The 25,258-nt window shown below is 37.4% G+C and carries 23 protein-coding genes; 12 read left to right on the top strand and 11 right to left on the bottom strand.

The window, feature by feature from the left end; all coding sequences use genetic code 11:
• The first annotated feature begins 113 nt into the window (after positions 1 to 113).
• The 4 genes from BLE01S_RS10030 to addA all read left to right on the top strand — a co-directional run bounded on the left by BLE01S_RS10030 (position 114) and on the right by addA (position 10,295).
• Positions 114 to 2,096 carry a S9 family peptidase gene (locus BLE01S_RS10030; RefSeq protein WP_066140603.1) on the top strand — a complete coding sequence of 661 codons (1,983 nt, stop codon included), beginning with the start codon at positions 114 to 116 and terminating at the stop codon, positions 2,094 to 2,096.
• Positions 2,097 to 2,299: 203 nt separating this feature from the next.
• Positions 2,300 to 2,917, top strand: coding sequence for a TVP38/TMEM64 family protein (locus BLE01S_RS10025; RefSeq protein WP_066141097.1), 618 nt, complete (start codon positions 2,300 to 2,302; stop codon positions 2,915 to 2,917).
• A 122-nt stretch (positions 2,918 to 3,039) separates the two neighbouring features.
• A complete protein-coding gene (gene addB / locus BLE01S_RS10020) occupies positions 3,040 to 6,534 on the top strand; it encodes a helicase-exonuclease AddAB subunit AddB (protein ID WP_066140600.1) in 3,495 nt (1,164 codons plus the stop codon).
• Complete coding sequence (addA, locus tag BLE01S_RS10015) at positions 6,531 to 10,295, top strand: helicase-exonuclease AddAB subunit AddA (protein WP_066140597.1); 3,765 nt, start codon at positions 6,531 to 6,533, stop codon at positions 10,293 to 10,295. The genes addB and addA overlap by 4 nt, the downstream gene beginning before the upstream one ends.
• Before the next feature lie 142 nt (positions 10,296 to 10,437).
• Here addA and BLE01S_RS10010 read toward each other — a convergent pair whose 3' ends face one another.
• The 6 genes from BLE01S_RS10010 to BLE01S_RS09985 all read right to left on the bottom strand — a co-directional run bounded on the left by BLE01S_RS10010 (position 10,438) and on the right by BLE01S_RS09985 (position 12,405).
• Positions 10,438 to 10,656 carry a spore germination protein gene (locus BLE01S_RS10010; protein WP_066140594.1) on the bottom strand — a complete coding sequence of 73 codons (219 nt, stop codon included), beginning with the start codon at positions 10,654 to 10,656 and terminating at the stop codon, positions 10,438 to 10,440.
• A 6-nt stretch (positions 10,657 to 10,662) separates the two neighbouring features.
• The gene (locus BLE01S_RS10005; protein WP_082788645.1) at positions 10,663 to 11,061 is read right to left on the bottom strand and encodes a spore germination protein GerPE; all 399 of its coding nucleotides are present in this window, start codon (positions 11,059 to 11,061) and stop codon (positions 10,663 to 10,665) included.
• On the bottom strand, positions 11,058 to 11,237 hold the full coding sequence (locus tag BLE01S_RS10000) for a spore germination protein GerPD (protein WP_111703666.1): 180 nt from the start codon (positions 11,235 to 11,237) through the stop codon (positions 11,058 to 11,060). Before BLE01S_RS10000 ends, BLE01S_RS10005 begins: the two co-directional genes overlap by 4 nt.
• Positions 11,227 to 11,838: a spore germination protein GerPC gene (gene gerPC / locus BLE01S_RS09995; RefSeq protein ID WP_066140585.1), complete on the bottom strand. Its 612-nt coding sequence runs from the start codon at positions 11,836 to 11,838 to the stop codon at positions 11,227 to 11,229. Before gerPC ends, BLE01S_RS10000 begins: the two co-directional genes overlap by 11 nt.
• Before the next feature lie 91 nt (positions 11,839 to 11,929).
• A complete protein-coding gene (locus BLE01S_RS09990; RefSeq protein WP_066140582.1) occupies positions 11,930 to 12,148 on the bottom strand; it encodes a spore germination protein GerPB in 219 nt (72 codons plus the stop codon).
• A 35-nt stretch (positions 12,149 to 12,183) separates the two neighbouring features.
• On the bottom strand, positions 12,184 to 12,405 hold the full coding sequence (locus tag BLE01S_RS09985; RefSeq protein WP_066140579.1) for a spore germination protein: 222 nt from the start codon (positions 12,403 to 12,405) through the stop codon (positions 12,184 to 12,186).
• Positions 12,406 to 12,653: 248 nt separating this feature from the next.
• Here BLE01S_RS09985 and BLE01S_RS09980 point away from each other — a divergent pair, with 248 nt between their 5' ends.
• The 4 genes from BLE01S_RS09980 to BLE01S_RS09965 all read left to right on the top strand — a co-directional run bounded on the left by BLE01S_RS09980 (position 12,654) and on the right by BLE01S_RS09965 (position 16,936).
• Positions 12,654 to 13,823, top strand: coding sequence for a DUF418 domain-containing protein (locus BLE01S_RS09980; protein ID WP_066140576.1), 1,170 nt, complete (start codon positions 12,654 to 12,656; stop codon positions 13,821 to 13,823).
• A 16-nt stretch (positions 13,824 to 13,839) separates the two neighbouring features.
• Positions 13,840 to 14,736 carry a fumarylacetoacetate hydrolase family protein gene (locus BLE01S_RS09975; protein WP_066140573.1) on the top strand — a complete coding sequence of 299 codons (897 nt, stop codon included), beginning with the start codon at positions 13,840 to 13,842 and terminating at the stop codon, positions 14,734 to 14,736.
• A 96-nt stretch (positions 14,737 to 14,832) separates the two neighbouring features.
• Entirely contained in the window at positions 14,833 to 15,201 is a 369-nt protein-coding gene (locus BLE01S_RS09970) for a YisL family protein (RefSeq protein ID WP_066140569.1), read from the top strand.
• A 244-nt stretch (positions 15,202 to 15,445) separates the two neighbouring features.
• Positions 15,446 to 16,936 carry an alpha-amylase family glycosyl hydrolase gene (locus tag BLE01S_RS09965; RefSeq protein ID WP_231955834.1) on the top strand — a complete coding sequence of 497 codons (1,491 nt, stop codon included), beginning with the start codon at positions 15,446 to 15,448 and terminating at the stop codon, positions 16,934 to 16,936.
• Between the two features lie 53 nt (positions 16,937 to 16,989).
• On the opposite strand, the gene BLE01S_RS09960 is transcribed toward BLE01S_RS09965, so the two are convergent.
• From BLE01S_RS09960 to BLE01S_RS09955, 3 genes are all read right to left on the bottom strand, one after another.
• Positions 16,990 to 17,853 (bottom strand): SDR family oxidoreductase, encoded by an 864-nt coding sequence (locus tag BLE01S_RS09960; RefSeq protein WP_066140565.1) that lies wholly within the window; start codon positions 17,851 to 17,853, stop codon positions 16,990 to 16,992.
• Positions 17,854 to 18,564: 711 nt separating this feature from the next.
• Positions 18,565 to 18,699, bottom strand: a complete 135-nt coding sequence (locus BLE01S_RS20460; protein WP_082788644.1) for a DUF3941 domain-containing protein — start codon at positions 18,697 to 18,699, stop codon at positions 18,565 to 18,567.
• A 57-nt stretch (positions 18,700 to 18,756) separates the two neighbouring features.
• A complete protein-coding gene (locus tag BLE01S_RS09955; RefSeq protein ID WP_066140562.1) occupies positions 18,757 to 19,614 on the bottom strand; it encodes a DegV family protein in 858 nt (285 codons plus the stop codon).
• Between the two features lie 203 nt (positions 19,615 to 19,817).
• Between BLE01S_RS09955 and BLE01S_RS09950 the strand changes: the two genes are divergently transcribed.
• Entirely contained in the window at positions 19,818 to 20,678 is an 861-nt protein-coding gene (locus BLE01S_RS09950) for a YitT family protein (RefSeq protein ID WP_066140558.1), read from the top strand.
• 88 nt (positions 20,679 to 20,766) lie between these two features.
• On the opposite strand, the gene BLE01S_RS09945 is transcribed toward BLE01S_RS09950, so the two are convergent.
• Positions 20,767 to 20,967: a DUF3813 domain-containing protein gene (locus BLE01S_RS09945; protein ID WP_066140555.1), complete on the bottom strand. Its 201-nt coding sequence runs from the start codon at positions 20,965 to 20,967 to the stop codon at positions 20,767 to 20,769.
• Positions 20,957 to 21,121 carry a competence protein gene (locus BLE01S_RS09940; RefSeq protein WP_066140552.1) on the bottom strand — a complete coding sequence of 55 codons (165 nt, stop codon included), beginning with the start codon at positions 21,119 to 21,121 and terminating at the stop codon, positions 20,957 to 20,959. The genes BLE01S_RS09945 and BLE01S_RS09940 overlap by 11 nt, the downstream gene beginning before the upstream one ends.
• Positions 21,122 to 21,347: 226 nt before the next feature.
• Here BLE01S_RS09940 and yjfP point away from each other — a divergent pair, with 226 nt between their 5' ends.
• From yjfP to clpB, 3 genes are all read left to right on the top strand, one after another.
• Positions 21,348 to 22,106, top strand: a complete 759-nt coding sequence (gene yjfP / locus BLE01S_RS09935) for an esterase (RefSeq protein WP_066140549.1) — start codon at positions 21,348 to 21,350, stop codon at positions 22,104 to 22,106.
• Between the two features lie 103 nt (positions 22,107 to 22,209).
• Positions 22,210 to 22,518 (top strand): metal-sulfur cluster assembly factor, encoded by a 309-nt coding sequence (locus BLE01S_RS09930; protein WP_066140545.1) that lies wholly within the window; start codon positions 22,210 to 22,212, stop codon positions 22,516 to 22,518.
• 123 nt (positions 22,519 to 22,641) lie between these two features.
• Positions 22,642 to 25,248 carry an ATP-dependent chaperone ClpB gene (gene clpB, locus BLE01S_RS09925; RefSeq protein ID WP_066140542.1) on the top strand — a complete coding sequence of 869 codons (2,607 nt, stop codon included), beginning with the start codon at positions 22,642 to 22,644 and terminating at the stop codon, positions 25,246 to 25,248.
• Positions 25,249 to 25,258: the final 10 nt, after the last annotated feature.

The following is a 25,258-nucleotide window of genomic DNA, read 5'->3' as shown; positions in this document are numbered from 1 at the left end:
TTCGTGGAATCATTAATGAGAAAGTTGCTTTGATCATACAAGAGGCAGGAGATTTATTGTGAGTGTCGAAGTTTGTAGAGGGTGAAGAAAAGCTATGAGAAGGGGTAGGTAAGATGGAAAAGAAACAAGGGATGAAACCGGAAGATTTGTACCAGTTAAAATCTGTGTCGGAGCCGCAATTGTCTCCATGTGGTATGGGAGCTATTTATACTCAAACCCATATTGATAAAAAGAAAAATGATTATATCTCTAATTTATTTTATATAAGCTTTGATGATAAGAAACCTATACAGTGGACATATGGGGAAGATAGAACTAACTCTCCGGTATGGTCCCCAGATGGAAGTAAGGTCGCATTTGTTTCAACACGTAACGGAAGTCCACAAATTTTTATTCTAACGAAAGTTGGTGGAGAAGCAAAACAAATCACGAACTGTAAAAATGGTGCAACGACCCCAGTATGGTCGCCTTGCGGAAAGAAACTCGCTTTCTCTACAAAAATAGGAAAAGCAGAATCCATTCATGATCAATTTCAAAAAGATAAAGACAAAGAATTAAAGCCGCTAGAAGTTAATAAGATGAAATATAAATCAGATGCAAGTGGTTTTATAAATCCTGAGGAATTTTCACAAATTGCTATTGTTAATCTTGATACAGAAGAAGTAGAGCAAGTTACACAAGGGCAGCTTCATTTTCAACTTGGAACCTGGTCGCCCAACGGCAAATACATTGCCTATATAGCCGATACGTCAGAAGACACGGATTTCTCGTTCGTAAGTGATGTTTATTTGCTTGAAGTAAAAACAAAAGAGACGTATAAGCTTACTGAAAGTACTGGGATGTTTTATCATACTTCTTGGTCACCTAATAGCCGTTATCTCACTTTTGTTGGTAGTGAAAGGGAATATGAGAATGCCACACATGCAAAGCTTTTTATTTACGATTTAGAAAAAAGTATAACAATATGTATGACAAGTGAATTTGATGCACCTGTAGGTGATTTTGTTGTAGGTGATTTTCTTCAAGGGGTTACAGCTCCGAAGGTACAATGGCTAGAAGATAATCATAGTTTTTACTTCCAAGTGACAGATCAAGGGAACACGTCAATTTATTTCGGTAATCTTTCAGGTGAACTGTATCCAGCCATCAATGATAACCAGTACGTATATGGATTTTCTCTCGATCCGAAGAATGATAAAGCAGTTGTTGGAATTAGTAATTCAACAGAGCCAGGTGATCTGTATTTCATACATTTATCGACGGGTGAAAAGGAACGACTAACTAAAGTAAACGAGGAATTTTTGAAAACTAGGGAGTTATCTATTCCAGAAGTAATTGAATTTGAAGGTACGGAAGGTTGGAAAGTACATGGGTGGATGATGAAACCAACCGGATATACAGAAAGAAAAAAATATCCGCTTATTCTGGAGATTCATGGTGGGCCGCATGCCATGTATGCTAATACTTATTTTCATGAATTTCAGATGCTTGCAGCTGAAGGTTTTGCAGTTCTTTATGTGAACCCGCGAGGCAGTCACGGGTATGGCCAACGACACGTGGATGCAGTACGAGGTGATTACGGAGGCGGTGATTATCGGGATTTAATGACCGCAGTTGATTATGTACTTGATGAATTTGAATTTATCGATCATACTCGCCTTGGAGTAACCGGTGGAAGCTACGGTGGATTTATGACCAATTGGATCGTTGGGCATACAAATCGTTTTAAGGCTGCAGTCACACAGCGGTCCATATCCAATTGGATTAGCTTCTATGGGGTAAGTGATATAGGCTATTACTTCACTGACTGGCAAATACTCGCTGATTTGAACAAGATGGAAAAGCTATGGGAACATTCACCACTTAAATATGTGGACCATGTCGAAACACCACTATTGATTTTACACGGTGAAAAAGATTATCGTTGTCCAATTGAGCAGGCAGAGCAATTATTTATTGCTTTGAAACAACGCAAGAAAGAAACAAAATTCGTGCGTTTTCCAGAGTCCAATCATGAATTGTCAAGAAGCGGGAAACCAACACTAAGAATTAACCGACTTGAATATATAAGAGATTGGTTTATGACATATGTTTAACACAAGGGGCGGCCATATGCTGTCCTTTTTTAGATAGCCATAAGATGCAGAAAGAAATAACCTTTCTCAGCTTTATGTGAACGCTAAATAGAAAATGGACCGCTTATGATTGTATCACTCGAAAAAAGGGTAGTATGAATGGTAAGAAGCAACTGAATATTATATAATTAATATATTTTGATATGGTGAATTGAGGAATGTTCATGGATTTTTTTTCAATGAAAGAATGGTTTACAATTGAAAATATGATGGATTTAATTGAGAAATATCGTTCATTTGGTCCGTTACCAAGCATATTATTGCCGATGATAGAAGCTTTCTTACCATTTTTGCCATTGTTTTTAATTGTCATGGCTAGTGCGAATGCGTTCGGTCTTGGGTGGGGTTTCTTATTTTCCTGGATTGGCGCTTCTGTAGGTGCTCTGCTTGTTTTTCTACTTGTTCGTAGATATGGTGAGGCTCGCTTTTTTCGATTTTTACAACGAAAAGAAAAAGTGCAAAGTTTAACGAATTGGGTTGAAAGGCATGGATTTGGTCCGCTATTTCTTTTACTATGTTTTCCTTTTACCCCGTCAGCAATTGTTAATATTGTAGCTGGAATTTCAAGGATTAATATTTATCAATATATGCTTGCTGTCTTGGCGGGAAAAGCAGTGATGATTTTTATTATGAGCTTTATCGGGTATGATATTATATCGTTGATTAAGCAGCCGATCAGGACTGCTATTGCTCTAGGCATTATAGGGATACTGTGGTATGTTGGTAAGCGTATTGAAGGAAAACTGAAGGTGAAAATGGAAAAGCAAGAGAACGATGGATGAAAGTTACCGGTTAACATAATTGGTAGCTTTTTTATATTTTACTCAAGAATGTATGTTCGTATATTATGTGCTATATGTTATAATAAAATAATTAGTATTCTTCTAAAGAAGGAGTTGAAAAGATGTCGTTACGCTTTGTGATCGGTCGATCTGGATCTGGAAAAACAACGATGTTTTTAAATGAAATAAAAGATAGATTAATTGAAGAGCCACAAGGACCACCAGTTCTCTATATTGTGCCTGAACAAATGACATTTTTATCTGAATATCGCTTGATCAATACATCAGGCATGAGTGGAATGATTCGCACACAAGTATTTAGCTTTACTCGTCTTGCTTGGAGGATTTTGCAAGAAACAGGTGGGGCAAGTCGTGCACACTTGTCCAGCACTGGACTGAATATGCTTATTAGGAAAATTATTGAAGATAATAAAGAAGATCTTAAGCTCTTTAAACAGGCAGCAGATAAAGTGGGCTTTATTCAACAAGTGGAAGCCATGTTAACGGAATTTAAGCATTATTGTGTGGAGCCGGAGCAACTTAATTTAAAGCAAAAGGAACTTGCTTTCGGAGTTTCAACTAGGGCGTTAGCTGATAAAATACATGATTTAGAATTAATTTATAGTAAATTTGAAGAAGCGCTATTCGGTAAATATGTTGACTCGAATGATTATTTAAATCTGCTTGCAGAATCAATTGATAAATCTGATTATCTAAAGAACGCTGAAATTTATATCGATGGGTTTCACAGTTTTGCACCTCAGGAATATATGGTAATTGAGCAGTTGATGAAAAAGTGTAGTCGAGTCTCAATCGGACTCGTGCTTGATCGACCATTTAAAAATGGTGTAATGCCAGATGAATTACATTTATTTCGTATGACAGGTGAAACGTATTCTACTTTATATGAGATGGCTCGACAAAACGCGATAACCCTTGAGGATGATCAATTTTTAGCATCATCACTGCGGTTTAAGGATGAAAGTCTATTGCATCTCGAAAGGTATTTTGATAAGCGACCAATTAAGGTATTTCAAGGGAAACCAGCGATGGAAATTCGGATGGCGGCGAATCGCCGAGCTGAAATGGAAGGAACTGCACGAGAAATACGTAGGCTCGTAATGGAAGAGGGGTACAGATATCAAGATATTGCAGTATTGATGCGGAATGGAAGTGACTACAAAGAAACACTGGAAACAGTTTTCCATGATTCTGATATTCCTTATTTCGTGGATCAAAAACGATCGATGCTTAACCACCCGCTAATTGAACTAATTCGTTCTTCACTTGAAGCGATCAGCAGTAATTGGCGATATGAACCAGTTTTCCGCGCTGTGAAAACAGATTTACTTTTCCCTTTTAAAATGAATCCAGAACAGCTGAGAGAGCAAATGGACAGACTTGAAAACTATGTTTTATCCCACGGAATAAAAGGAAGTAAATGGACGGATAAACAGCCATGGCGTTACAGAAGATATCAGGGATTAGAATTAGCTGCTACTGTGCAGACGGACGCGGAGCGCGAAATAGAAGAGGATATAAATGAAGCTAGAAATATCATTGCCCTACCCTTGATGCGTTTATCGAAACGTTTGAGAAAAGCGCAAACTGGCCGAGAACTCTGCGAAGCTGTATATTCCTTACTCGAGGAACTTGATATCCCGAGTAAACTGGAAGAGCGGAGCAATATTGCTGAAGAACGAGGACAATTAGTTGTATCAAGAGAACATGACCAAGCATGGGGCACGGTTATTGAACTATTAGATCAATTTGTTGAAATTCTTGGAGACGAAAGGATTCCTGTGCAAAAATTTATCTCCATTCTCGATTCGGGCTTCGAGGCAATGAAATTTTCTTTGATCCCCCCGGCTATTGACCAAGTCTTCGTTGCTGATCTGGAACTATCGCGTCTTTCTCATATTAAAGCATCTTTTGTTATAGGGTTGAACGATGGTGTAATTCCTGCGAAACAAGCAAATGATGGAGTTTTATCTGATGAGGATCGTGCCGAACTGATCACGGGTGGTCTGGGACTTGCTCCGGGAAGTAAAAAACGTTTACTGGATGAGGATTTTGTCGCCTATAGGGCGATGACTATATCAGCTGAGAAACTATATCTTTCCTGGCCAATCGCTAATGACGAAGGAAAAGCACTACTCGCTTCCCCTTATATAAAGAGAATAAAAGAGATGTTCCCGGAAGTAAGGGAATTTTCAATAGAAAATGAACCTGGAGAGCTAGCACAGGAACAACAACTTGCTTATATTTCACATCCGGATACGGCAATTGCCTATCTGACAACTCAAATGCAGTTAAAAAAGCGAAGTTACCCTATGGCTGATTTTTGGTGGGATGTGTATAACTTTTATATGGAATCTCCTAAGTGGAGAATTAAAACACAGAGGGTCCTTTCCAGTTTGTTCTTTCAAAATGAAACAAAGCACTTAACGGAACGAACGAGTAAAGAGTTATACGGTAATGAAATTTTGGCAAGCGTATCGAGAATGGAACTTTTCCAAAGTTGCGCTTTTTCCCATTTTATTTCGCATGGATTAAAGCTTCGTGAACGTGATATATTCCGATTAGAAGCACCACATATTGGAGATTTATTTCATGGTGCATTGAAATGGATAGCGGAAGAAATTAATAACAGAAACTTAACCTGGGCTAATTTGACAAAGAAAGAGTGTGAATGGTTGGCACAAGAAGCAGTGGCATATCTTGCACCAAGGCTACAAAATCAAATTTTATTAAGCTCCAATCGATACTACTATATTAAAAGAAAGCTAGAACAAGTAATTGGGAGAGCTTCACATGTATTAAGCAGCCATGCTAAATCAAGCGGTTTTTCTCCTATCGGTATTGAACTTGCCTTTGGTCCGCATAAAGAATTGCCACCTTTTGCTTTCACTTTAGAAAATGGTACGAAAATGCAACTACAAGGTAGGATAGACAGAGTAGATAAGGCAGAAGATGAAAACGGAGTATATTTACGGGTGATTGACTATAAATCAAGCGCTAGAGGGCTGGATTTAAACGAAGTATACAATGGACTAGCTTTGCAAATGCTCACATATTTAGACATTATTATTACACATTCTAAAGAATTGGTTGGTGTGGAAGCTTCGCCTGCAGGTGTGCTTTATTTTCATTTGCATAATCCAATGGTAGATAGTAATAAAATAATGACGCTTGATGACATTGAAAAGGAAATTTTAAAGAAATTTAAAATGAAGGGACTGTTAGCTGGTAATCCGGAAATAGTTAAACTAATGGACACCTCCCTAGAGACAGGAAGTTCCCATATTGTAACAGCTAGCATCAATAAAGATGGTAGCCTATCATCTAGATCAAAAGAAAATGCAGCAAGTGAAGAAGATTTTAATGTATTAAAGCGATATGTAAGAAATTTGTACCAAAAATCTGGTAATAGAATTGTTTCAGGGGACGTGAGTATTGATCCGTATAAATTACAAGACCGAACGCCATGCCAGTTTTGTGCGTATCGTTCTGTTTGTCAATTTGATCAGTCATTAGAAGAAAATAATTACCGAAATATTCAACCGCAAAAATCATCTGAGGCATTAGCGAGAATGAGGGAGGAGGTAGGACGATGAAAACAGCTATTCCGAATAAACCTGATCATGTAAGTTGGACAGACGATCAATGGAAAGCGATTATAGCGAAAGATCAAGATATTTTAGTTGCCGCTGCCGCTGGTTCAGGTAAGACTGCGGTTCTCGTGGAACGTATTATTAAAAAGATCTTGTCTGAAGAGGATCCAATGGATGTTGATCAACTACTTGTCGTAACTTTTACAAATGCTTCTGCTGCGGAAATGAGACATCGAATTGGTGAGGCATTGCAAAAAGCAATTGATGTTGAACCGAATTCTACTCATTTAAGGAGGCAGCTTAGTCTACTAAATAGTGCTTCTATTTCGACCCTACATTCATATTGTCTTGAAGTTGTAAGAAAGCATTATTATATGGTTAGTATTGACCCTGGTTTTCGTATAGCTGATCAAACAGAAGCAGATCTTCTACGCGATGAAGTGCTTGATCATCTATTTGAAGAAGAGTATGGCAAAGAAAATAATGAAGCATTTTTCCATTTAGTAGACACTTTTACAAATGATCGAAATGATGAGGCATTACAGGGGCTTATTTTAAAATTATATGATTTCTCACGCTCCCATCCTGATCCTAATTTATGGCTTGAACAGCTTGTTGATATGTACGATGTAACAGAAACAACTGATCTAGAAAGCTTACCATTCATAGGAGCATTGATGTTTGATGTGAACCTTCAATTATCTGGGGCAAAGAAACTTTTGGAAGAAGCGTTAGCTATTGCAAAACAGCCAGCAGGCCCTGCACCAAGAGCAGAGAATTATATAGAAGATCTCCAAGTAATTGAATCGATGGAAAAAGCGGCTGGAAAAGGCTGGGACGAGCTTTATAAAGTGATGAATAGCGGATGGAGTTTTGGTAGGGCGAAAACATGTAGGGGCGAAGAATATGATAAAGAACTGATAAAAGAAGCAGATGAATATCGTAAAGCAGCCAAAAGTATGCTTGAAAAATTGTCTAAAGAGCTTTTTTCTCGATCATCTAGAAGCTTTTTAAAAGATATGCAGGAGATGAAGCCGATTTTTTCAAGCTTAATAGACATAGTAAAATTGTTTGCAAACAATTTTGCTTTAAAAAAGTCGGAAAAAGGTCTTGTCGATTTTTCGGACTTAGAGCATCTATGTCTAGAAATACTTACTGATGAACATTCTAATCAGCAGGAACTAATACCTTCAGAAATAGCACTTAATTACCGAAATCAGTTTAAAGAAGTACTTGTTGATGAATATCAAGATACGAATATGGTACAAGAAACAATACTGCGGCTTGTGTCTAAAGATGGAGAATATGATGGGAATCTATTCATGGTGGGAGACGTCAAGCAGTCGATTTATCGGTTTCGCCTTGCTGAACCAAATTTGTTTCTAAGTAAATATTTGAGGTTTTCTTCAAGTGGCGAAGAAACAGGACTGAGGATTGATTTATCGCGTAACTTTCGGAGTCGAAGTGAAGTATTAAATGCTGTAAATTATATTTTTAAGCAAATAATGGGTACAACTGTTGGGGAAATAGAATACAATCAAGACGCCGAACTTATGAAAGGATCGGGATACCCGGATACGGAGCAATTCCCTGTCGAGGTAGCAATTATTGATCAATGCGATGAATCTAGTGATGTTCAAGGTGGAACGGAAGAAGAAGCTAATAGTGGATTTGACCGAGCTGAACTTGAACAGTCGAAGCTCGAAGCACGTTTTATGGCAAAGAAAATTAGAGATATGATTAATCAACAAAAGCCGATCCTAGATATAAAAACAGGAACAGAGCGACCTATTCGCTATCAAGATATTGTTATTCTAGTACGTTCAATGACTTGGACACCGGATATTATGGAAGAATTTAAGCATGCTGGCATTCCAGTATACGCAAATTTATCTACAGGCTATTTCGAGGCGACAGAGATAGCTATAATGATGTCATTATTAAAAATGATTGATAATCCTGATCAAGATATACCTCTAGCAGCCGTCCTTAGATCTCCGATTGTTGGTTTGACGGAAGAGGAACTTGCACACATTCGCTTACAATCCCATAAAGGCGGATTTTATAAAGCAGTGAAGAGTTTTATTGGATCAACAGAAGCACCAAAATATGAAAGTGCCAGGGAACGTGTAAGTATTTTATTTACCCATCTGCGCGAATGGAGGAATAAAGCGCGGAGTGGAGCATTGTCAGAGTTAATTTGGCAGTTATATAGAGATACAGGTTTCTATGAATTTGTAGGGGGGCTTCCAGGAGGAAAGCAGAGACAGGCGAATTTAAGGGCACTTTATGACCGAGCACAGCAATACGAAGAAACTTCATTTAGAGGGTTATTTCGCTTTCTTAGATTTATAGAGAGAATGAGAGAACGAGGTAATGACCTTGGTTCAGCTCGTGCTCTTGGAGAACAAGAGGATGTAGTCAAAATTATGACCATTCACTCCAGCAAGGGATTAGAATTTCCAGTTGTTTTTGTTGCGGGGATCGCTCGGAAGTTTAATATGATGGACATTAACAGCAGTTATCTATTTGATAAAGATTTTGGTTTTGCTAGTAAATATATCAATGCGCAAAAGCGTATTTCCTATCCATCTCTGCCACAGCTCGCATTAAAGCGTAAGAAGAAAATGGAATTGTTAGCGGAAGAAATGCGGGTACTATATGTTGCTATGACAAGAGCGAAAGAGAAGTTAATCTTGGTAGCTAGTGTGAAAAATGTGGAGAAAGAAAAGAAAAAATGGGCGAAAGCGGCGAAACAGACAAATTGGTTATTAACTGACTATGACCGTGCTAAAGCTGGATCCTATTTAGATTGGCTGGGCATGTCGCTTGCTCGACACCAAGATGCAGAGGAAATGATTGGCGGGATGTTAATGCCATCACCATCGACAATTGCGGAACACCCAGCGCATTGGAATATACAAATTTATCCTCGTAGTGCTTTTGAAAATGAAACGACGCAAGCAGAGTATGTTGATGATGGTTGGCTAGCTGCTGTAAAATCAGGACAGCCTCTATCACATGAATCCATTTACAAAGAAGTTGTATATTCTCGATTAGGTTGGACGTACAGCCACCCCTTGGCCACGCAAAGACTGTCTAAGCAATCTGTTTCCGAATTAAAAAGAATAGCTGAAACGCGAGATGATACAAGTGGTATTCAACTCATTAAGCAGTCAGGACAGCCGCTTTTTGATAGACCGAAATTTATGAGAGAGAACAGAGCGTTGTCACCGGCAGAACGAGGAACTGCAATGCATACAGTTATGCAACATATCCCACTGAATGAGAAACCAACAATAATTGGTGTAGAGCAACTATTGGAGGAACTTACAAGGAAAGAAATCATGACAGCAGAGCAAGCAGAGTCTGTATCGAGTGAACAGATAGTAGGGTTTTTCTTAAATGAGCTCGGGCAAAAAATGCTCGCTGCAAAAAATGTTTCGCGTGAGGTTCCGTTTACATTGGGAGTGCCCGCGCGTGAAGTATACTCAGATTGGGATGGTTTGAATGAAAATGTACTTGTTCAAGGAATCATTGATTGTGTGATAGAAGATAAGGATGGGATTACTCTGGTTGATTTTAAAACAGATGTTATCCAAGGGAAATATCCTCAAGGTTTTTCACAAGCGAAAGATATCCTCGCAGCTCGGTATCACATACAGCTCGGTTTTTATAAACGCGCAATAGAAGAAATATGGCAAAAACCTGTAGTTCATATGTATCTCTACTTTTTTGATGGTGGCGAATATCTGGAAATATAACTAAAATAAATTCAACTACAAGAGGGTTACTGTACATTAGTGTACAGTACCCTCTATTTTTTAATAAAATATATTAAAATTCTCCAAGTATAATAGCAAAGGCCAGAGGTCGAGGTAGTAATTTAAAGTGTTTTTTTTACTTTTAATTATTTCCGATTGTTGGTTGATCGACAAGATTAGAGTCAATGGTAGTGTTTGCGCTAATCCCTCCGATTGCTAATACGAAACCACCAGTGCTGTTAGAGCCGGATCCTGAGGTAGCTTTTGTATTATCTTTTGGAGAAATTACAGCTGTATCACCAAATTGAACTACACCCCCGGCAACATTGAAAATTTGAACCGGACCAATAATAGCAGGCATATAGTGTCATTCCTTTCGTATTGGATGATGATTAGTATGTTGTTCAAGCTGGCGTTGATGCCATACTCTGGATTCCATCACAACATTCTTTGTATTGCCAACTTGGAGGATAGCAGATGCTGAGATACCTTTGACAGCAATTTTCCGTACCTTAATATCCGCTAGCTCATTGTGTTTTTTTATAATTGGTTTAACATAGGGCAAATCTGGTGTAGGAATGATTTCAGAGAAAAGTGGGATTGCATTAAAATCGCCCTCATTCCCATAAAATATTTCCGTTTCTCTGTTGACTGCAACGACATTACTTAAGGAAGATAATTGTACAGAATCACCTACTTCCACTACTGATCCAGATATAAGACTGATAACTTCCATTTTTTCTATGAAAGAGTTTCGTTTGCTCATCCCTTTGGTGAAAGAGGGACAAATGGGCCGATAATTAATGATTCCGGTGGAGTATCAAAAGTAGATGCGAGCTGAATGGAGTCGGCATCTCCGATTAAAAATAAGGAAGAAGTTGTAACTCCGGTGATTTGAACTTCATCTACTGAAAGCTCACGGTTCACGACATTAAGTTCTATCATTTGTCGCTCCTTTCTCATGACTATGGCTTTGAATAATGAATGTTCGAACAGCTTGGTTCATATCCAATGTCATGGTTTGATATAACTTTTCTAATAATTTCTCTTCAGGCAATTGTTTCTCAGCTCGATTATTGAAAAATTGAATATAGTGGTTTGTTCGGGCAGGAAGCTGTTTGCGTATGTCCTCTTGTATCATAACGATATGTTGTGGAGAGAGTTTTGCGCCTATCTGTTCTTCCGTTTCATAGATGAACTTTTTTAAATCTTCTTCAATATACTGATCCAGTCTATTCGCAAGTGTTTCTCTAAAATCTGTGATGGTTTCCTTAGGCGTTGGAGGTGATGAAGGTGGAATAGCTAAATCTTCAATTTGTTTTAAATCGGTAGGATTTAGTCCAATATTAAGTGTGCCTTCTAATGTTTCAACTTTTAGTTGATCAAATTTGTACTCGAGTCTCTCCACAGTAATCCCTGGACTTTCTTTAAGTTGTTTCACTTCTTTCGCTAAATGAGCAAATTCGGATTGTAACTTTATAATTTCTTCTTGTTGTTTGTTTATGCAATCATATAATTGCTGAATATAGTATTGTTGCTCCAATTCATCACCGCCCTTAGGAAATAATTTAAATTAGCTTTTTATTTGTTGTGAGAAGGATACAATCTAGGATATTGTCTAAATTAATAGATTGTTATAAGGGTACAAAACTTGCTTCTCCTAATTCTTCTTCTGTTATTTCATTGCTTAATTGCGTTGTTGTTGGAGCGGGTTCTGTAAATCCTCCAGTATTGTATAAATAAGAAGCAGGTGTGATGATTCCTGATGTCCCGATTTGGAATACTGAAGAGTTAGTAATACCACCAATTTTCACCATGTGAATTTGAATGGTTTGATGTACATTAATAATCAAGGTTTACATCTCCCCTTGTGAACTATTTTCATTTCCTATAGGTTGAAAAGCATAGGTTGATCAACACCATCACTATCATACGTATTTGTTGCCGAGTATTCATTTGTCACTCTAATTTGATCACCGGTATTAAAGGAACCTGCTCCTGCAAAAGTTTTTGAGTTAGATATCGGATTGATTTGAAAAACATCGCCAATATGAAAAACTGCTGAAGACCCCATGGTGATTATCTGAACGGCACCGACAAAACCAGGCAAGGCCGTTCACATCCTTTCGCTGTTAATATAAAGTATTTTAAAATTTTACATGTATTTTCTTTGGTGGATTTTCTATTTTCAATTTTGAAGTACTTCATGTACCCGGCCCTAATCAGCTACTCCCACTTTTCTATTGTATTTTATGAGTATAGTAAGAATTTGTGATAAAAAGGCCTAGAAGTTACAATGAAAGTAAAAGTAAATAAAGGTTATGGCTGTTCGGAGCTAAGTTAAGGGGGAAATAGAGGATGCACAGAACGATGAAGCCGCCCGGCTTTGGAGAAAGAATTCATACGCTTGATGTATTAAGAGGATTTTCACTATTCGGGATTATACTCGTTAATATGATTAGTTTTCATTCGCCGTTTAGTTATTATAATCCTTATGAATGGTTTAAATATGATGATTTAACCGTTTATACATGGATTGATATTTTGGTTCAAGGAAGCTTTTATCCTATTTTTGCTATGATGTTTGGGTATGGAATGGTCATCATGCAAGAAAGATCAGCAATAAAATCTGTATCATTTTGGAAGATAAGTATAAGAAGACTAATTGTTTTATTGTTTTTTGGTATTATTCATGCTTATTTTATTTGGTACGGAGATATTTTAATTACATATGCAATCATGGGCCTATTACTTTTACTTTTTCTGAGACTTTCGGGGCCCATTTTACTAGGTTTAGGCTTTGCCATATATTTACTACCACAAATATTTTTAAGTGCATTATTATTATTGGCATCCTTATTTGACGATGGGACGCTAGCTGACTTTACTGATGTTGTTAGTTTACAACTTTCTGCAGAAGTATATGCAACAGGCACGTTTTGGGAAATTACTGTTCAACGTTTCACGGATTGGTCTACAAATAATGGCTTCGGGGCAATTTTCCTATTTATTTTAATAATATTACCTTTGATGATGATCGGGGCTGGTGCCGCAAAGCTTCATTGGCTACAGCGTGCCAATAAACAAAAAAGAAAATGGTTGATCACATTATTGATTGCTGTACCAATAGGCTTAGCGATTAAAATGTTGCCATTTTATACGATGCCAACAATTAGTATTCAATATGTTCAAGATATGATTGGTGGCCCTATTCTAGGTATTGGTTATATCGCATTCATTATATTAATAATGAACAGCAAAATAGTAGCTAAATTATTAAAGCCAATTGCTTCTGCTGGAAGAATGTCGATTACATTGTATTTAATGCAATCACTAATTGGAACGCTTATTTTCTATAGCTATGGGCTTGGCCTATATGGGCAGGTGTCGATGTCAGCTGCTACATGGCTTGCGGTGGCTATCTATATTACTCAAGTGATCCTGGCAGAAATGTGGTTATCAAAGTTCCGTCAAGGCCCAGTAGAAAAATTATGGCGATTGTTAACTTATGGAAAGGCTACTAAATAATTAGGAGGCGAATGAATTGAAATGGATGAGCTTTATACAAAATGAAGAAGAGAAATATGGAGTTGTTGATGAAACACAAACAAAAGTATGGGATATGATTCAAATTGCGAAGGATAAGCAAGTGAACTGTCCTACGAATATTCAAGAACTAATAGAAGGAGGGGAGGAGTCTTTACAGCTGATTAAAGATTTACTTAATTGGGGAGAATCAAAGGATGCTGAAAAATATTTAATCCCTTTTGAAAAAGTGAATTGGCTATCACCACTTCCAAAGCCGAGAAAAAATATTATGTGTGTAGGTAAAAATTATCGAGATCATGCGATTGAAATGGGGAGTGAGGCAGACATTCCCAAGCATTTGATGGTATTTACGAAAGCACCTACAACTGTTACTAGCCATGATCATGTGATTAACGCTCATGCTGAAATTACTTCGGAACTTGATTATGAAGGTGAGTTAGCGATCATTATCGGAAAAAAAGGGTTGAAAATTTCTAGGGATGAAGCCTTTGATTTTATTTTTGGCTATACTATTTTAAATGACGTTACGGCGAGAGACTTACAAGCTCGCCACAAACAATTTTTTATTGGGAAGAGCTTGGACACATCATGTCCGATAGGTCCTTGGATTGTTCATAAAGACGAACTGAAAAATCCACACAACTTAAACATCAGAACAAAGGTAAACGGAGAAATCAGACAAGAATCTAATACGGAACATTTCATTTTTCCAATCGATGAAATGATCTCCATTTTATCTTCAGGGATGACTTTGGAGCCAGGTGATATTATCGCAACTGGAACACCAGCGGGAGTGGGTAAAGGTTTTAAGCCACCTCGATATCTAAAGAGTGGAGATGACATCGAAATTGAAATCGAAGGAATCGGTAAATTGAACAATATTGTGAAATAAAGGGTTAACGCTCTTGTCAAAAAAAAAATTATGGTAAGATAGATTCATATGAAGAGACAATATTGATTTTACGTCGACTTTTGGAGGAGTGAAAAGATGTTTGAAACTACACACGCTCATATAGCTACATGGGTAATTGGATTATTATTATTTGTTGTAGCGCTTTTCTTACATAAGAGCGGTAATAAAAAAGCAACAAAAATTGTTCACATGGTATTAAGACTATTCTACTTATTAATTATTGCTACAGGCGCTATCTTATTTGCGAAGCATAGTAGTACGGATGCTATGTTATATGGTATGAAGTTTTTAGGTGGCCTTGTAGTTATCGCAATGATGGAAATGATCCTTGTAAAAGTAACAAAAGGAAAAAAGGCTGGAGTTTTTTGGGTGATATTTATTATAGCCCTTATAGCAACATTCTTATTGGGTGTGAAACTACCGATCGGTTGGTCTTGGTTTTAAGTAGAGGCTACTTTCTAAAAGATTGTTGTGTACAAAATAAGTTTTGCAAAAGCAAGCCTTCGGTATAGAAGTTGATTTAGCGAGCTTCCGGAATCGGAAATCAACCTCATTTTGTTAATGGCATTAAATTTTACAAAAACTGCCTAAGTAAAAGATGATAATAATTATAAAGGAAAACCGCCACTGTGCGGTTTTTCTTTTGAAAGTGTTCTAGATTGTATAAGATGTTGGGAGGTAAATGTAAGTGTATAAGAAAGTAGTAAGCCTGACCTTTATCATGACTCTGCTTTTTTCTTCATTTTCGGTAAGTGCTGAAAAAAAAGAAGAGAAGTCATGGGAAGAAAGAGTAATTTATTCACTGATGGTAGACAGGTTCAATAATGGGGACAATGAAAACAATATGGATGTGAACCTTTTAGAACCACTTTCGTATCATGGTGGTGATTTCCAAGGAATCATTGATAAACTTGATTATTTGCAGGATATGGGATTCAATGCGATTCAATTATCTCCTATATTTGATAATGAAGAAGATGGTTATCATGGAGAATGGATTATCGATTATCATAAACCGGAAGAACATTTCGGTACGATAGAGAAATTCCAGGAGTTAGTGGAAGAGGCAGCTAACCGAGGTATGAAGATATTAGTGGAATTTCCAGTACATCAACTTGGGAAAAGTCACCCATGGGTAGCGGATAAGAATAAACAGGAATGGGTGCGGACAAATAATGACGGATTCCCAACACCTGCCCTTGATCGCCCAGAAGTACAAGAATATTTTATTGATGTAGCGAACTGGTGGATAGAGGAAACTGGTTTGGATGGTTTCGTTATGACCAATGTCAATGAAGCTCCTATTGAATTTTTGCAAGCTTTTTCTTCCGATGTTAAATCTGCACATCCTGATACTTTTTTAATGGGTACTACCTCGGAAGCAACCCAGGATGTGAACAAAGCATATTTAGATGCAGGTTTTGATAGCATGACGGATGTGTCGCTCAATCAGCCTTTTAGAAATGCTTTTGCGAAACCAGGTCGATCCTTGCAACCATTATTTGATGTATGGGAACAAAATGAATCTGTTTATGAGCAGCCTGGGCTAATGGCAGCATTTTTAGATAATGCCAATATGGATCGCTACACGAGAGATATGGTAAATGAAAATGAATATCCAGGTGCGCGTTGGAAATTAGCATTTACATATTTGTTCACGCAACCCGAAATCCCGGTCGTTTACTATGCTTCTGAAATCGCAGTAGATGGTGGGGAAGCTCCGGAAAATCAGCAAACGATGAATTTCAGAACAGACCCAGAGTTGATTGAATATATAACGAAAGTTGGCGACATTAGAAAAAGCCAACCCGCATTAACAAAGGGAACTTTCGAAATGTTATATGAAAGAAATGGTATGGCTGTCTTTAAACGTGAATATAAAGACGACACATTAGTCATCGCCATTAATAACACAACGAAAGATCAAAGCGCAGTGATTAAAGCAGAACAGCTGGAGGATGACAAAGAATTAAGAGGGCTATTAAATTCAGATATGGTTCGCAGTGATAATGGAGAATACAAAATAATACTTGAACGTGAATCTACAGAAGTTTATAAAATGGCGGAAAAAAGTAGTTATAATATTCCGTTTATTATTGCGATGATAGGTGTTTTTGTAGTATTCATTATATTTATGTATATTGCATGGAAACGCGGGAAAAAACGTCCAATAAAATAATAAATGAGGGTGACTCTAATTTTTCTGGAGTCACCCTCATTTATTAGTTATATTTAGCCGTTTACTACTTCGCCACCATTAACATGGATTGTTTGTCCTGTAACATAGCTGGAATCTTCGCTGGCGAGATATACATATGCGGATGCAAGTTCTGACGGTTGACCCGGTCGTCCCAACGGAGTATCCGCTCCAAATTTACCTACTTCTTCAGCAGTAAAAGTGGAAGGGATAAGTGGAGTCCATATTGGACCAGGTGCTACAGCATTTACACGGATCCCTTTATTGGCGATAGATTGGGATAGGGATCGTGTAAAGGAAACTATAGCGCCTTTTGTTGATGAATAATCAATTAAATTTGGGCTACCCTTATATGCTGTAATGGAAGCAGTATTAACGATAGAACTTCCTTTTTGTAAATGAGGAAGCACTGCTTTTGTTAAAAAGAAGAAGGAGTAAATATTGGTTCGAAAAGTTTTTTCTAGCTGAGCAGCTGTGATATCTAATAAGCTTTGTTGTGGATGTTGCTCACCAGCATTATTTACAAGGATATCAATTTTACCAAATTCTTTCTTCACTTGTTCTACGGAGTTAATACAATGAGACTCTTGTCCGACATCTCCGCGGATGAGAAGGCATTTTCTTCCTTCTTGTTCCACGAGTTCTTTTGTTGTTTCTGCATCTTTATCTTCTTCTAAATAGAAGATTGCAATATCAGCACCTTCTTTGGCAAAGTAAACAGCAACTGACTTACCGATTCCGCTGTCACCGCCCGTTATAATAGCTACCTTACCAGCTAGTTTGCCACTCCCTTTATAGGAAGCATTTACTGACTCCGGTTCGGGATTCATTTTAGTTTCGACACCTGGTTGATGATCTTGTTCTTGTTTTGGTAATGTTTGTTTTTCCTGCTTACTCATAAAATGCTCACTCCTTCATAATTTCGAAAATGGATACATGTATGATATACCCATTTAAACTACTTTTATGCTAGGGAGATCAATGACCGTTAATCTTACGTTGCGTGTAGATGATTTCTGCTCTAGGCCGGGCGCTATCTTGCCTGTAGTCAAGCGGTTACCTTTAATAATCAATATTTTTTAAATGAATGTGGGTAAATCATCTACACAATGGGAAGTGAATCACCGTTGATTTTCGCTTCAGTATGTCGCTTTCCGGGGGGAGGGGCGTGCAGTGAACTAATCCCTCGCTTCAATTAACTTGGTTTTCTTTTTCACAAAGATTTTTCTCCCCTTCATAAACGTACTTAAATTTTTATTACCTTCTGGGAAATCTGCATAACAAATGAATCACACGAATATTCATTTTTGGCGAAGTCATCATTTGTGATAAATTTAGTTATCTTCTTACGCATTGATTTTAGCTTAATTGTAATCACAGAGAACATCGGGTTGTGAAAGGCGATTACTGCAATTTAAAGGAAAACAAGCAAAGTATATTAATTCCTATAAATAAACGAATGAGGGCAAGAGCAAAAGAAAAAGGCCTAAGCTCGGGGTAATACCCGAGTTTAGACCTTAGAGCTTGTCTAATAAAATGTGTCTAACTTTTGAGGTTCACTACACTTTTTAGCATTTAGAGTGATATCTGCGATCCAGTAATTTTATAACTTATAGATGATCAGTTTTTTTAGAGTATTGATCTTTACCAGCTTTGCGGTTTTTTTCATGAAGAATATTCTTTTCTTCACTTTTTGCCTGGTTGTCTCTTGCTTTCTTATCATTATCAGATGAATTGTATCTCATGAGATATTACCCCTTTCCAATTCGGATAAATGTTAGTATATCCAAATTGGAAAAAAATCATCTTTTTTCATTCAAGAAGAAAAGAGCGATCGTGCCTGGTCCTGCATGGGAGGCAATGACAGAGCCAATTAAATTGATGTAAAATTTGTGCGTACCAAAACGCTCTTCTATCATTTTTTTTACTTCAAGGGCGGTTGTCTCATCATCTCCATGGCTAATGCCGATGGTTTGGTTGTTAAGATCTACCCCACGCTCCTCGATTACATCGAGCATTCTCTTTATTAACTTTTTCTTTCCGCGGATCTTTTCAATGGGAACGAGTTTTCCGCCTTCAACGTGCAGAAGTGGTTTAATATTTAATAATCCACCAAGAAAAGCAGAAGCTTTGGATAGTCGTCCACCCCTAGCTAGGAAGTCAAGGTCTTCCACTGTAAATAAATGTTCCATATGATTACATCTGAAAATAGCATCCTCAATTATCGTTTCTTTGGATGCCCCAGTTTTAATTTGTTCTGCAACTGCTAATACTACTAATCCTACTCCAAGCGATGCACATTTCGAATCGATAATGGTCAAGTCTAAGTTTGGATAAGATTCTTTTACCTGTTCGCGCACCATTACTGCTGTTTGATATGTACCGGACAGTTCTGAAGAAAAGGCGATATATATACCGGAATCACCCGACTTTGCGAGATTTGTAAAGACCTCCTCAAAATGCTGTGGAGAAGTTTGAGAAGTTTTCGGCATTTTACCGGCTCTAATTTTTTCATATATTTCTTTTGGTTGTATCGTTTGCAGATCCTTGTAATTTTTATCATCTACATGTACTTGTAGTGGTAGTAGTTCGACATTATTTTCTTCGAAAAAAGAAATAGGTAAGTCTGATGCACTGTCAGCAAATAGTTTTATTTTCATAAATATCACCTTTCATGATAAGATAGTTTAGGTTCTTTTAGGGTCTCCTCAACAATTCAGAAAATTTATCTATCTATAAGTTTAGCGGCTTTAGTAAAAAAGCACAATGAATCATTTGTTTAATCCTTTTCAAGTTGGGTTATCCAGTGTATATAAGTTTGTAATCGAATGATAAAAAAATACCTCGAAATGGGGGGAGTAATATGGCAAACAAGCAATTCTCTGTATGGGAACATACAAAAATCACGATAGCTGTAATATTTGGAGCTCTATTGAATGCACTTGCACTTAACTACTTTTTAATACCTGCGAATGTTTACGCGAGCGGGCTCACGGGGGCAGCCCAGCTTATATCAAATATATTAGGTGATTTTATATCTATTCATATTTCGATGGGAATTTTATTATTAGTGTTAAATATTCCTGTAGTTATTTTAGGTTGGTTAAAAGTGGGGAGAGCATTTACATTATACAGTTTCATATCTGTAGTATGTATTACAATATTTCTTGAAATAATTCCGATTCAAACTCAAGCAGCAGATATTATGTTGTATGCTGTGTTTGGTGGGGTTATATCTGCGGTTGGAATAGGGATTACTTTGAAAATGGGAGCCTCAACTGGTGGTTTAGATATTATTGCGATGGTCTTATCTCGTATGAATGATAAACCTGTAGGTACTTATTTTTTCATAATAAACGCTATTATAATTGTTTCAGCAGGTGCCATTTATGGATGGGATAAAGCATTGTATACATTGGTTTCTCTTTATGCTTCTACAAGAGTTATTGATGCGATCCATACACGACATCAAAAATTAACGGTAATGATCGTTACGAAGAAAACTTCGGAATTGAAGGAAGCTATTCATGCTAGGATGGTACGAGGTATTACTGTTGTACCAGCAAAAGGTGCTTTTTCTAATGAGCAAAAAGAAATGATGATGATTGTGATTACGCGCTATGAATTATATGAAATAGAGCATATTATTAAAGAAATTGACCCAGGTGCGTTTACAAATATTGTGCAAACTACTGGAGTTTTTGGTGTTTTTCGAAAAGAATAGATGAACCAGACACTTAATTGAATGAATAAGGAAAACGGCGTTGTCACCTATTGTGACAACGCCGTTTTATGACCCAATTGTTTGGGGTTTAAGAAAGTCGGTCAAGTGTGTGCTGAAATTCTTGAAGCTGTCGCTGTTGTGCAAAAGTCGAATTCGCGAATGCCGATGAAACAGCATTTTTCGCTATATCCAATGCTTTTGCTTGATCATGGGGATCACTATTTTCAGAAGCTATTAATTGAGCCTGTTCTACAAAACGCCTTGCTTCCTCAAAAAGTCTATCCCTCATTATTTAAACCTCCAAGCGACGTTTCTTCCATGAAATTCATTTCTTTCTCTTCCTCATCTGCTAAAGTGGAACGGTATGGAAAACGTTCTGCATGCTGTTCTACAGAGTTTTTGCCTTGCTGGATGAAACGTTTTGATTTGCTGCGTTTACCCAAGCTTAACACCGCCTTTATTGGAATTAGAGAGAAACACTTGCTACTTTCAATATGTATTGTTTACAGAATTCGTTTGTTTAATCAGAAAGTCAAAGAGATACATTTTTTGGACTAGAAAATATAGATGAGGTCCTTTTGGTAATTCCAAAATCCTTTCTTTGGAAAAATGCACATGCTAATGCTAAACTTAATAGGTATAATTGGATAGAAAAAGGGAGAGAGCATCGTGATTGAAATACATAAAGAAAATATAAGCGACATTCCACTTTTACATGTAGTTGAAACAGGAAAATACAATGAGATGCTTCCACTCGTTTTTTTTGTACATGGTTTTACTTCAGCTAAAGAGCATAATTTACATTTTGCTTATTTACTAGCTGAAAGAGGTTTTCGTGTAATCTTACCTGAAACGAAATTACATGGTGAAAGAAATACAGGAATTCCGTTTGAAAAGGTAAGCTATAAATTTTGGGATATTGTTATTCAAACGATAGGTGAATTAGCTACAATAAAAGAAGAATATGCAACAAGAAGAATGGTCGATGAAGAAAGAATCGGTCTCGTCGGTACATCGATGGGAGGAATTATAACATTAGGTGCTTTAACACAATATAAATGGATTAAGGCTGCGGTTAGCCTAATGGGAAGCCCAAATTATGAACAATTATCAAGGTCGCAAATTGCGCAACTTAAAGAAGCGAACATCAACATACCTTTTTCAGATGAACAACTCGAGGAAAAGTTTTCCATGTTAAAACCTTTTGATCTAAGTAAACAAGCGGAACTCATTGATGGCAGGCCGATTTTATTCTGGCATGGCATGAAAGACCCAGTAGTTCCATTCAAGCCTACATATGAGTTTTACGAAAGAATAAAAAAAGGAAATGCCGATACATTTAAATTTATTGTAGATGAGAAGGCTGGGCATAAGGTAAGTAGAGAGGCACTTCTTGAAACTGTTGCGTGGTTTGTAGAGCATCTATGAGGGCTACGAAATGTTTTTATTGAAAAGAAAGTCTTTTCAGTGTGAAATCTATGTACGTTTGGTATGATATATATAGAATCGTTATTGAAAGGAGTGCTGATTAATGGATGAAGCGTTAAAAGAAAATTTACTCGGTGCTTTGGAGCAAGTAATTGACCCTGAGCTAGGTGTTGATATAGTAAATCTTGGGCTCGTTTATGACGTAGACCTTAATGAAGCAGGTCAAGCTACGGTAACAATGACTCTGACTTCGATGGGTTGTCCACTTGCAGGAGTTATCGTTGATCAGGTTCAAGCTGCATTGTCTGATATTCCTGAAGTAAAAGAAACGGAAGTAGATATCGTATGGAGTCCAGCATGGTCTAAAGATAAAATGTCACGTTATGCGAAAATAGCTTTAGGCATATCATAATAAGAATTACCTGTTTCATCTTCAATGATTACGGGAAAAATAATAGCGGGATGCTCCTTATGGATGCTTCCGCTATTTTTAATTTTTATGTCTATTTTGGTATTCCTAGGGAGGCACGAAATAATGGATTTAAGTAAAATGACTTCAACCATGCAAGAAGCTTTTGCAGAAGCACAGCAGCTAGCGGTGCGAATGAATCATCCAGAAATCGATATTTCTCATCTCTGGAAAGCCTTAGCGGCAAAAAATGATAGCTTACTAACAAATTTATACGAGCGTTTAGGCATTGCAAGAAGCAGCCTTCAACTAGAAATTGATCAATTATTAGAAAAGAAGCCACAAGTTACCGGAGAAGGAATAAAGGGAGGACAGTATTTAGAGGCAAATTTACAAAGGCTATTAGATTCCGCTGAGAAACAAAAAAAATCGTTTGAAGATGATTATTTATCTGTTGAACACTTTGCATTGGCTTTAATGGAACAAAGAAATCATCCATTAACTTTATTTTTATCAAGGCAAGGGTTAACAAAAGTGCGATTAAAAGAAGAAATTGAAAAGATAAGAGGTGGACAAAGAATCGTGTCACAAAATCCTGAAACAACATATGAAGCATTAAAAAAGTATGGAAGGGATTTAGTAGCTGAAGTAAAATCGGGAAAACTAGATCCGGTTATTGGTCGAGATAATGAAATCAGAAATGTCATTCGAATCTTATCGCGTAAAACTAAAAACAACCCTGTTTTAATTGGAGAGCCAGGAGTCGGTAAAACAGCGATTGTAGAAGGGCTGGCACAGCGTATTTTGAGACGTGATGTACCAGAAGGTCTGAAAGATAAGACTATTTATTCACTGGATATGGGAGCACTTATTGCAGGCGCAAAATTTCGCGGTGAATTTGAAGAGCGTCTTAAAGCTGTTCTTCAAGAAATTAAAAATAGTGAAGGGAAAATATTACTATTTATTGATGAAATACACACAATTGTTGGAGCGGGGAAAACAGAAGGGTCGATGGATGCTGGAAATATGTTGAAGCCGATGCTTGCGCGAGGTGAGTTGCATTGTATTGGTGCGACGACTTTGGATGAGTATAGGCTTAATATTGAAAAGGATCCAGCATTGGAACGTCGTTTTCAAAAGGTACTCGTTCCAGAGCCAACAGTAGAAGATACTGTATCTATTTTGAGAGGCTTAAAAGAACGTTTTGAAATACATCACGGAGTCAATATTCATGACAGAGCAATCGTTGCTGCTGCTACTCTTTCTGACCGTTATATTACTGATCGTTTCTTGCCTGATAAGGCGATTGACCTAATTGATGAGGCATGTGCGAATATACGAGTAGAAATTGATTCGATGCCAAGCGAACTCGATGAAGTAACAAGACGGGTCATGCAGTTGGAAATAGAAGAGGCAGCGTTGCAAAAAGAGGAAGACGAAGCGAGTAAAGAACGTCTTGAAATTCTTCAAAGAGATTTAGCGGATTTAAAAGAAAAATCAAATGAGATGAAAGCAAAATGGCAAGCAGAAAAAGATGAAATCATGCATATTCAAGAAAAACGTGAACAATTAGATAAACTTCGCAGAGAATTAGAAGATGCGGAGAGTGAGTATGATTTAAATAAAGCGGCGGAGCTTCGCCATGGACGCATCCCTGCGGTTGAGAAGGAGTTACAGCTTCTCGATGAAAAACTGGCTACAAAACATGGGGATGAAAATCGATTAGTCAAAGAAGAAGTAACAGAAGATGAGATTGCGGATATTGTATCACGATGGACAGGAATACCAGTCATGAAATTAGTGGAAGGGGAACGTGAAAAGCTATTAAGGCTTGAGAGTATCTTACAAGAGCGGGTAATCGGGCAAGACGAAGCTGTCGAGCTAGTGAGTAATGCTGTTCTTCGAGCTAGAGCAGGAATTAAAGATCCTAATCGCCCAATTGGTTCTTTTATTTTTCTCGGGCCAACTGGTGTCGGGAAAACAGAATTGGCTAAGGCGCTTGCAGAAACTCTCTTTGACAGTGAAGAACATATGATTCGAATTGATATGTCCGAATATATGGAAAAGCATGCTGTCTCCCGGTTGATAGGTGCACCTCCCGGCTATGTCGGCTATGAAGAGGGTGGTCAATTAACAGAAGCAGTGAGACGCAAACCATATTCTGTTATTCTGCTTGATGAAATTGAAAAAGCGCATCCAGAAGTATTTAATATTTTGTTGCAAGTGCTAGATGATGGAAGAATTACAGATTCGCAAGGTAGACGAATTGACTTTAAAAATACAGTGATTATTATGACCTCTAACATTGGTTCTGCACATTTATTAGAACGTGAAAAAGAGGAAGAAATGATTGATGAACAAACGAAAGAACTAGTCCTTGGACAACTACGGGCTTCATTCCGCCCTGAATTTTTGAACAGGATTGATGATATCATTTTATTTAAGCCATTAAGCTTGGCAAATATTACTGGAATTGTTTCGAAATTGGCTGAAGAATTACAAGAAAGACTTAGTTCACAGTATATACAATTAGAAATGACAGACAATGCATTGCAATTTGTCGCAGATGCAGCATATGACCCGGTTTATGGTGCCCGTCCATTGAAAAGATATTTACAGAGCAGGGTTGAAACAGCATTAGCTAAAGAAATTATTGCTGGAAATGTTCATCCTTATAATACAGTTATAGTGGATGCAGTGGGCAATGGATTAAAAATAAGCATAAGAAAATAAATAAACTCGC

It is taken from the genome of Lederbergia lenta NBRC 16444 (genome assembly GCF_001591545.1).
Classification (GTDB): Bacteria; Bacillota; Bacilli; order Bacillales; family Bacillaceae_C; genus Lederbergia; species Lederbergia lenta.
Note: the sequence above shows the minus strand (reverse complement) of the source record. Positions and strands in the feature narration are given on the sequence as shown.

Bases quoted from the DNA above. Each gene is read 5' to 3' on its own strand.
- BLE01S_RS09945 (WP_066140555.1), bottom strand. From the start codon at position 20,967: ATGAGGGATAGACTTTTTGAGGAAGCAAGGCGTTTTGTAGAACAGGCT.
- BLE01S_RS10010 (WP_066140594.1), bottom strand. From the start codon at position 10,656: ATGCCTGCTATTATTGGTCCGGTTCAAATTTTCAATGTTGCCGGGGGT.
- clpB (WP_066140542.1), top strand. From the start codon at position 22,642: ATGGATTTAAGTAAAATGACTTCAACCATGCAAGAAGCTTTTGCAGAA.
- BLE01S_RS09955 (WP_066140562.1), bottom strand. From the start codon at position 19,614: ATGAAAATAAAACTATTTGCTGACAGTGCATCAGACTTACCTATTTCT.
- BLE01S_RS09950 (WP_066140558.1), top strand. From the start codon at position 19,818: ATGGCAAACAAGCAATTCTCTGTATGGGAACATACAAAAATCACGATA.
- addA (WP_066140597.1), top strand. From the start codon at position 6,531: ATGAAAACAGCTATTCCGAATAAACCTGATCATGTAAGTTGGACAGAC.
- BLE01S_RS09970 (WP_066140569.1), top strand. From the start codon at position 14,833: ATGTTTGAAACTACACACGCTCATATAGCTACATGGGTAATTGGATTA.
- BLE01S_RS09960 (WP_066140565.1), bottom strand. From the start codon at position 17,853: ATGAGTAAGCAGGAAAAACAAACATTACCAAAACAAGAACAAGATCAT.
- BLE01S_RS10025 (WP_066141097.1), top strand. From the start codon at position 2,300: ATGGATTTTTTTTCAATGAAAGAATGGTTTACAATTGAAAATATGATG.
- BLE01S_RS10030 (WP_066140603.1), top strand. From the start codon at position 114: ATGGAAAAGAAACAAGGGATGAAACCGGAAGATTTGTACCAGTTAAAA.
- BLE01S_RS09980 (WP_066140576.1), top strand. From the start codon at position 12,654: ATGCACAGAACGATGAAGCCGCCCGGCTTTGGAGAAAGAATTCATACG.
- BLE01S_RS10005 (WP_082788645.1), bottom strand. From the start codon at position 11,061: ATGAGCAAACGAAACTCTTTCATAGAAAAAATGGAAGTTATCAGTCTT.
- BLE01S_RS09930 (WP_066140545.1), top strand. From the start codon at position 22,210: ATGGATGAAGCGTTAAAAGAAAATTTACTCGGTGCTTTGGAGCAAGTA.
- addB (WP_066140600.1), top strand. From the start codon at position 3,040: ATGTCGTTACGCTTTGTGATCGGTCGATCTGGATCTGGAAAAACAACG.
- BLE01S_RS20460 (WP_082788644.1), bottom strand. From the start codon at position 18,699: ATGAGATACAATTCATCTGATAATGATAAGAAAGCAAGAGACAACCAG.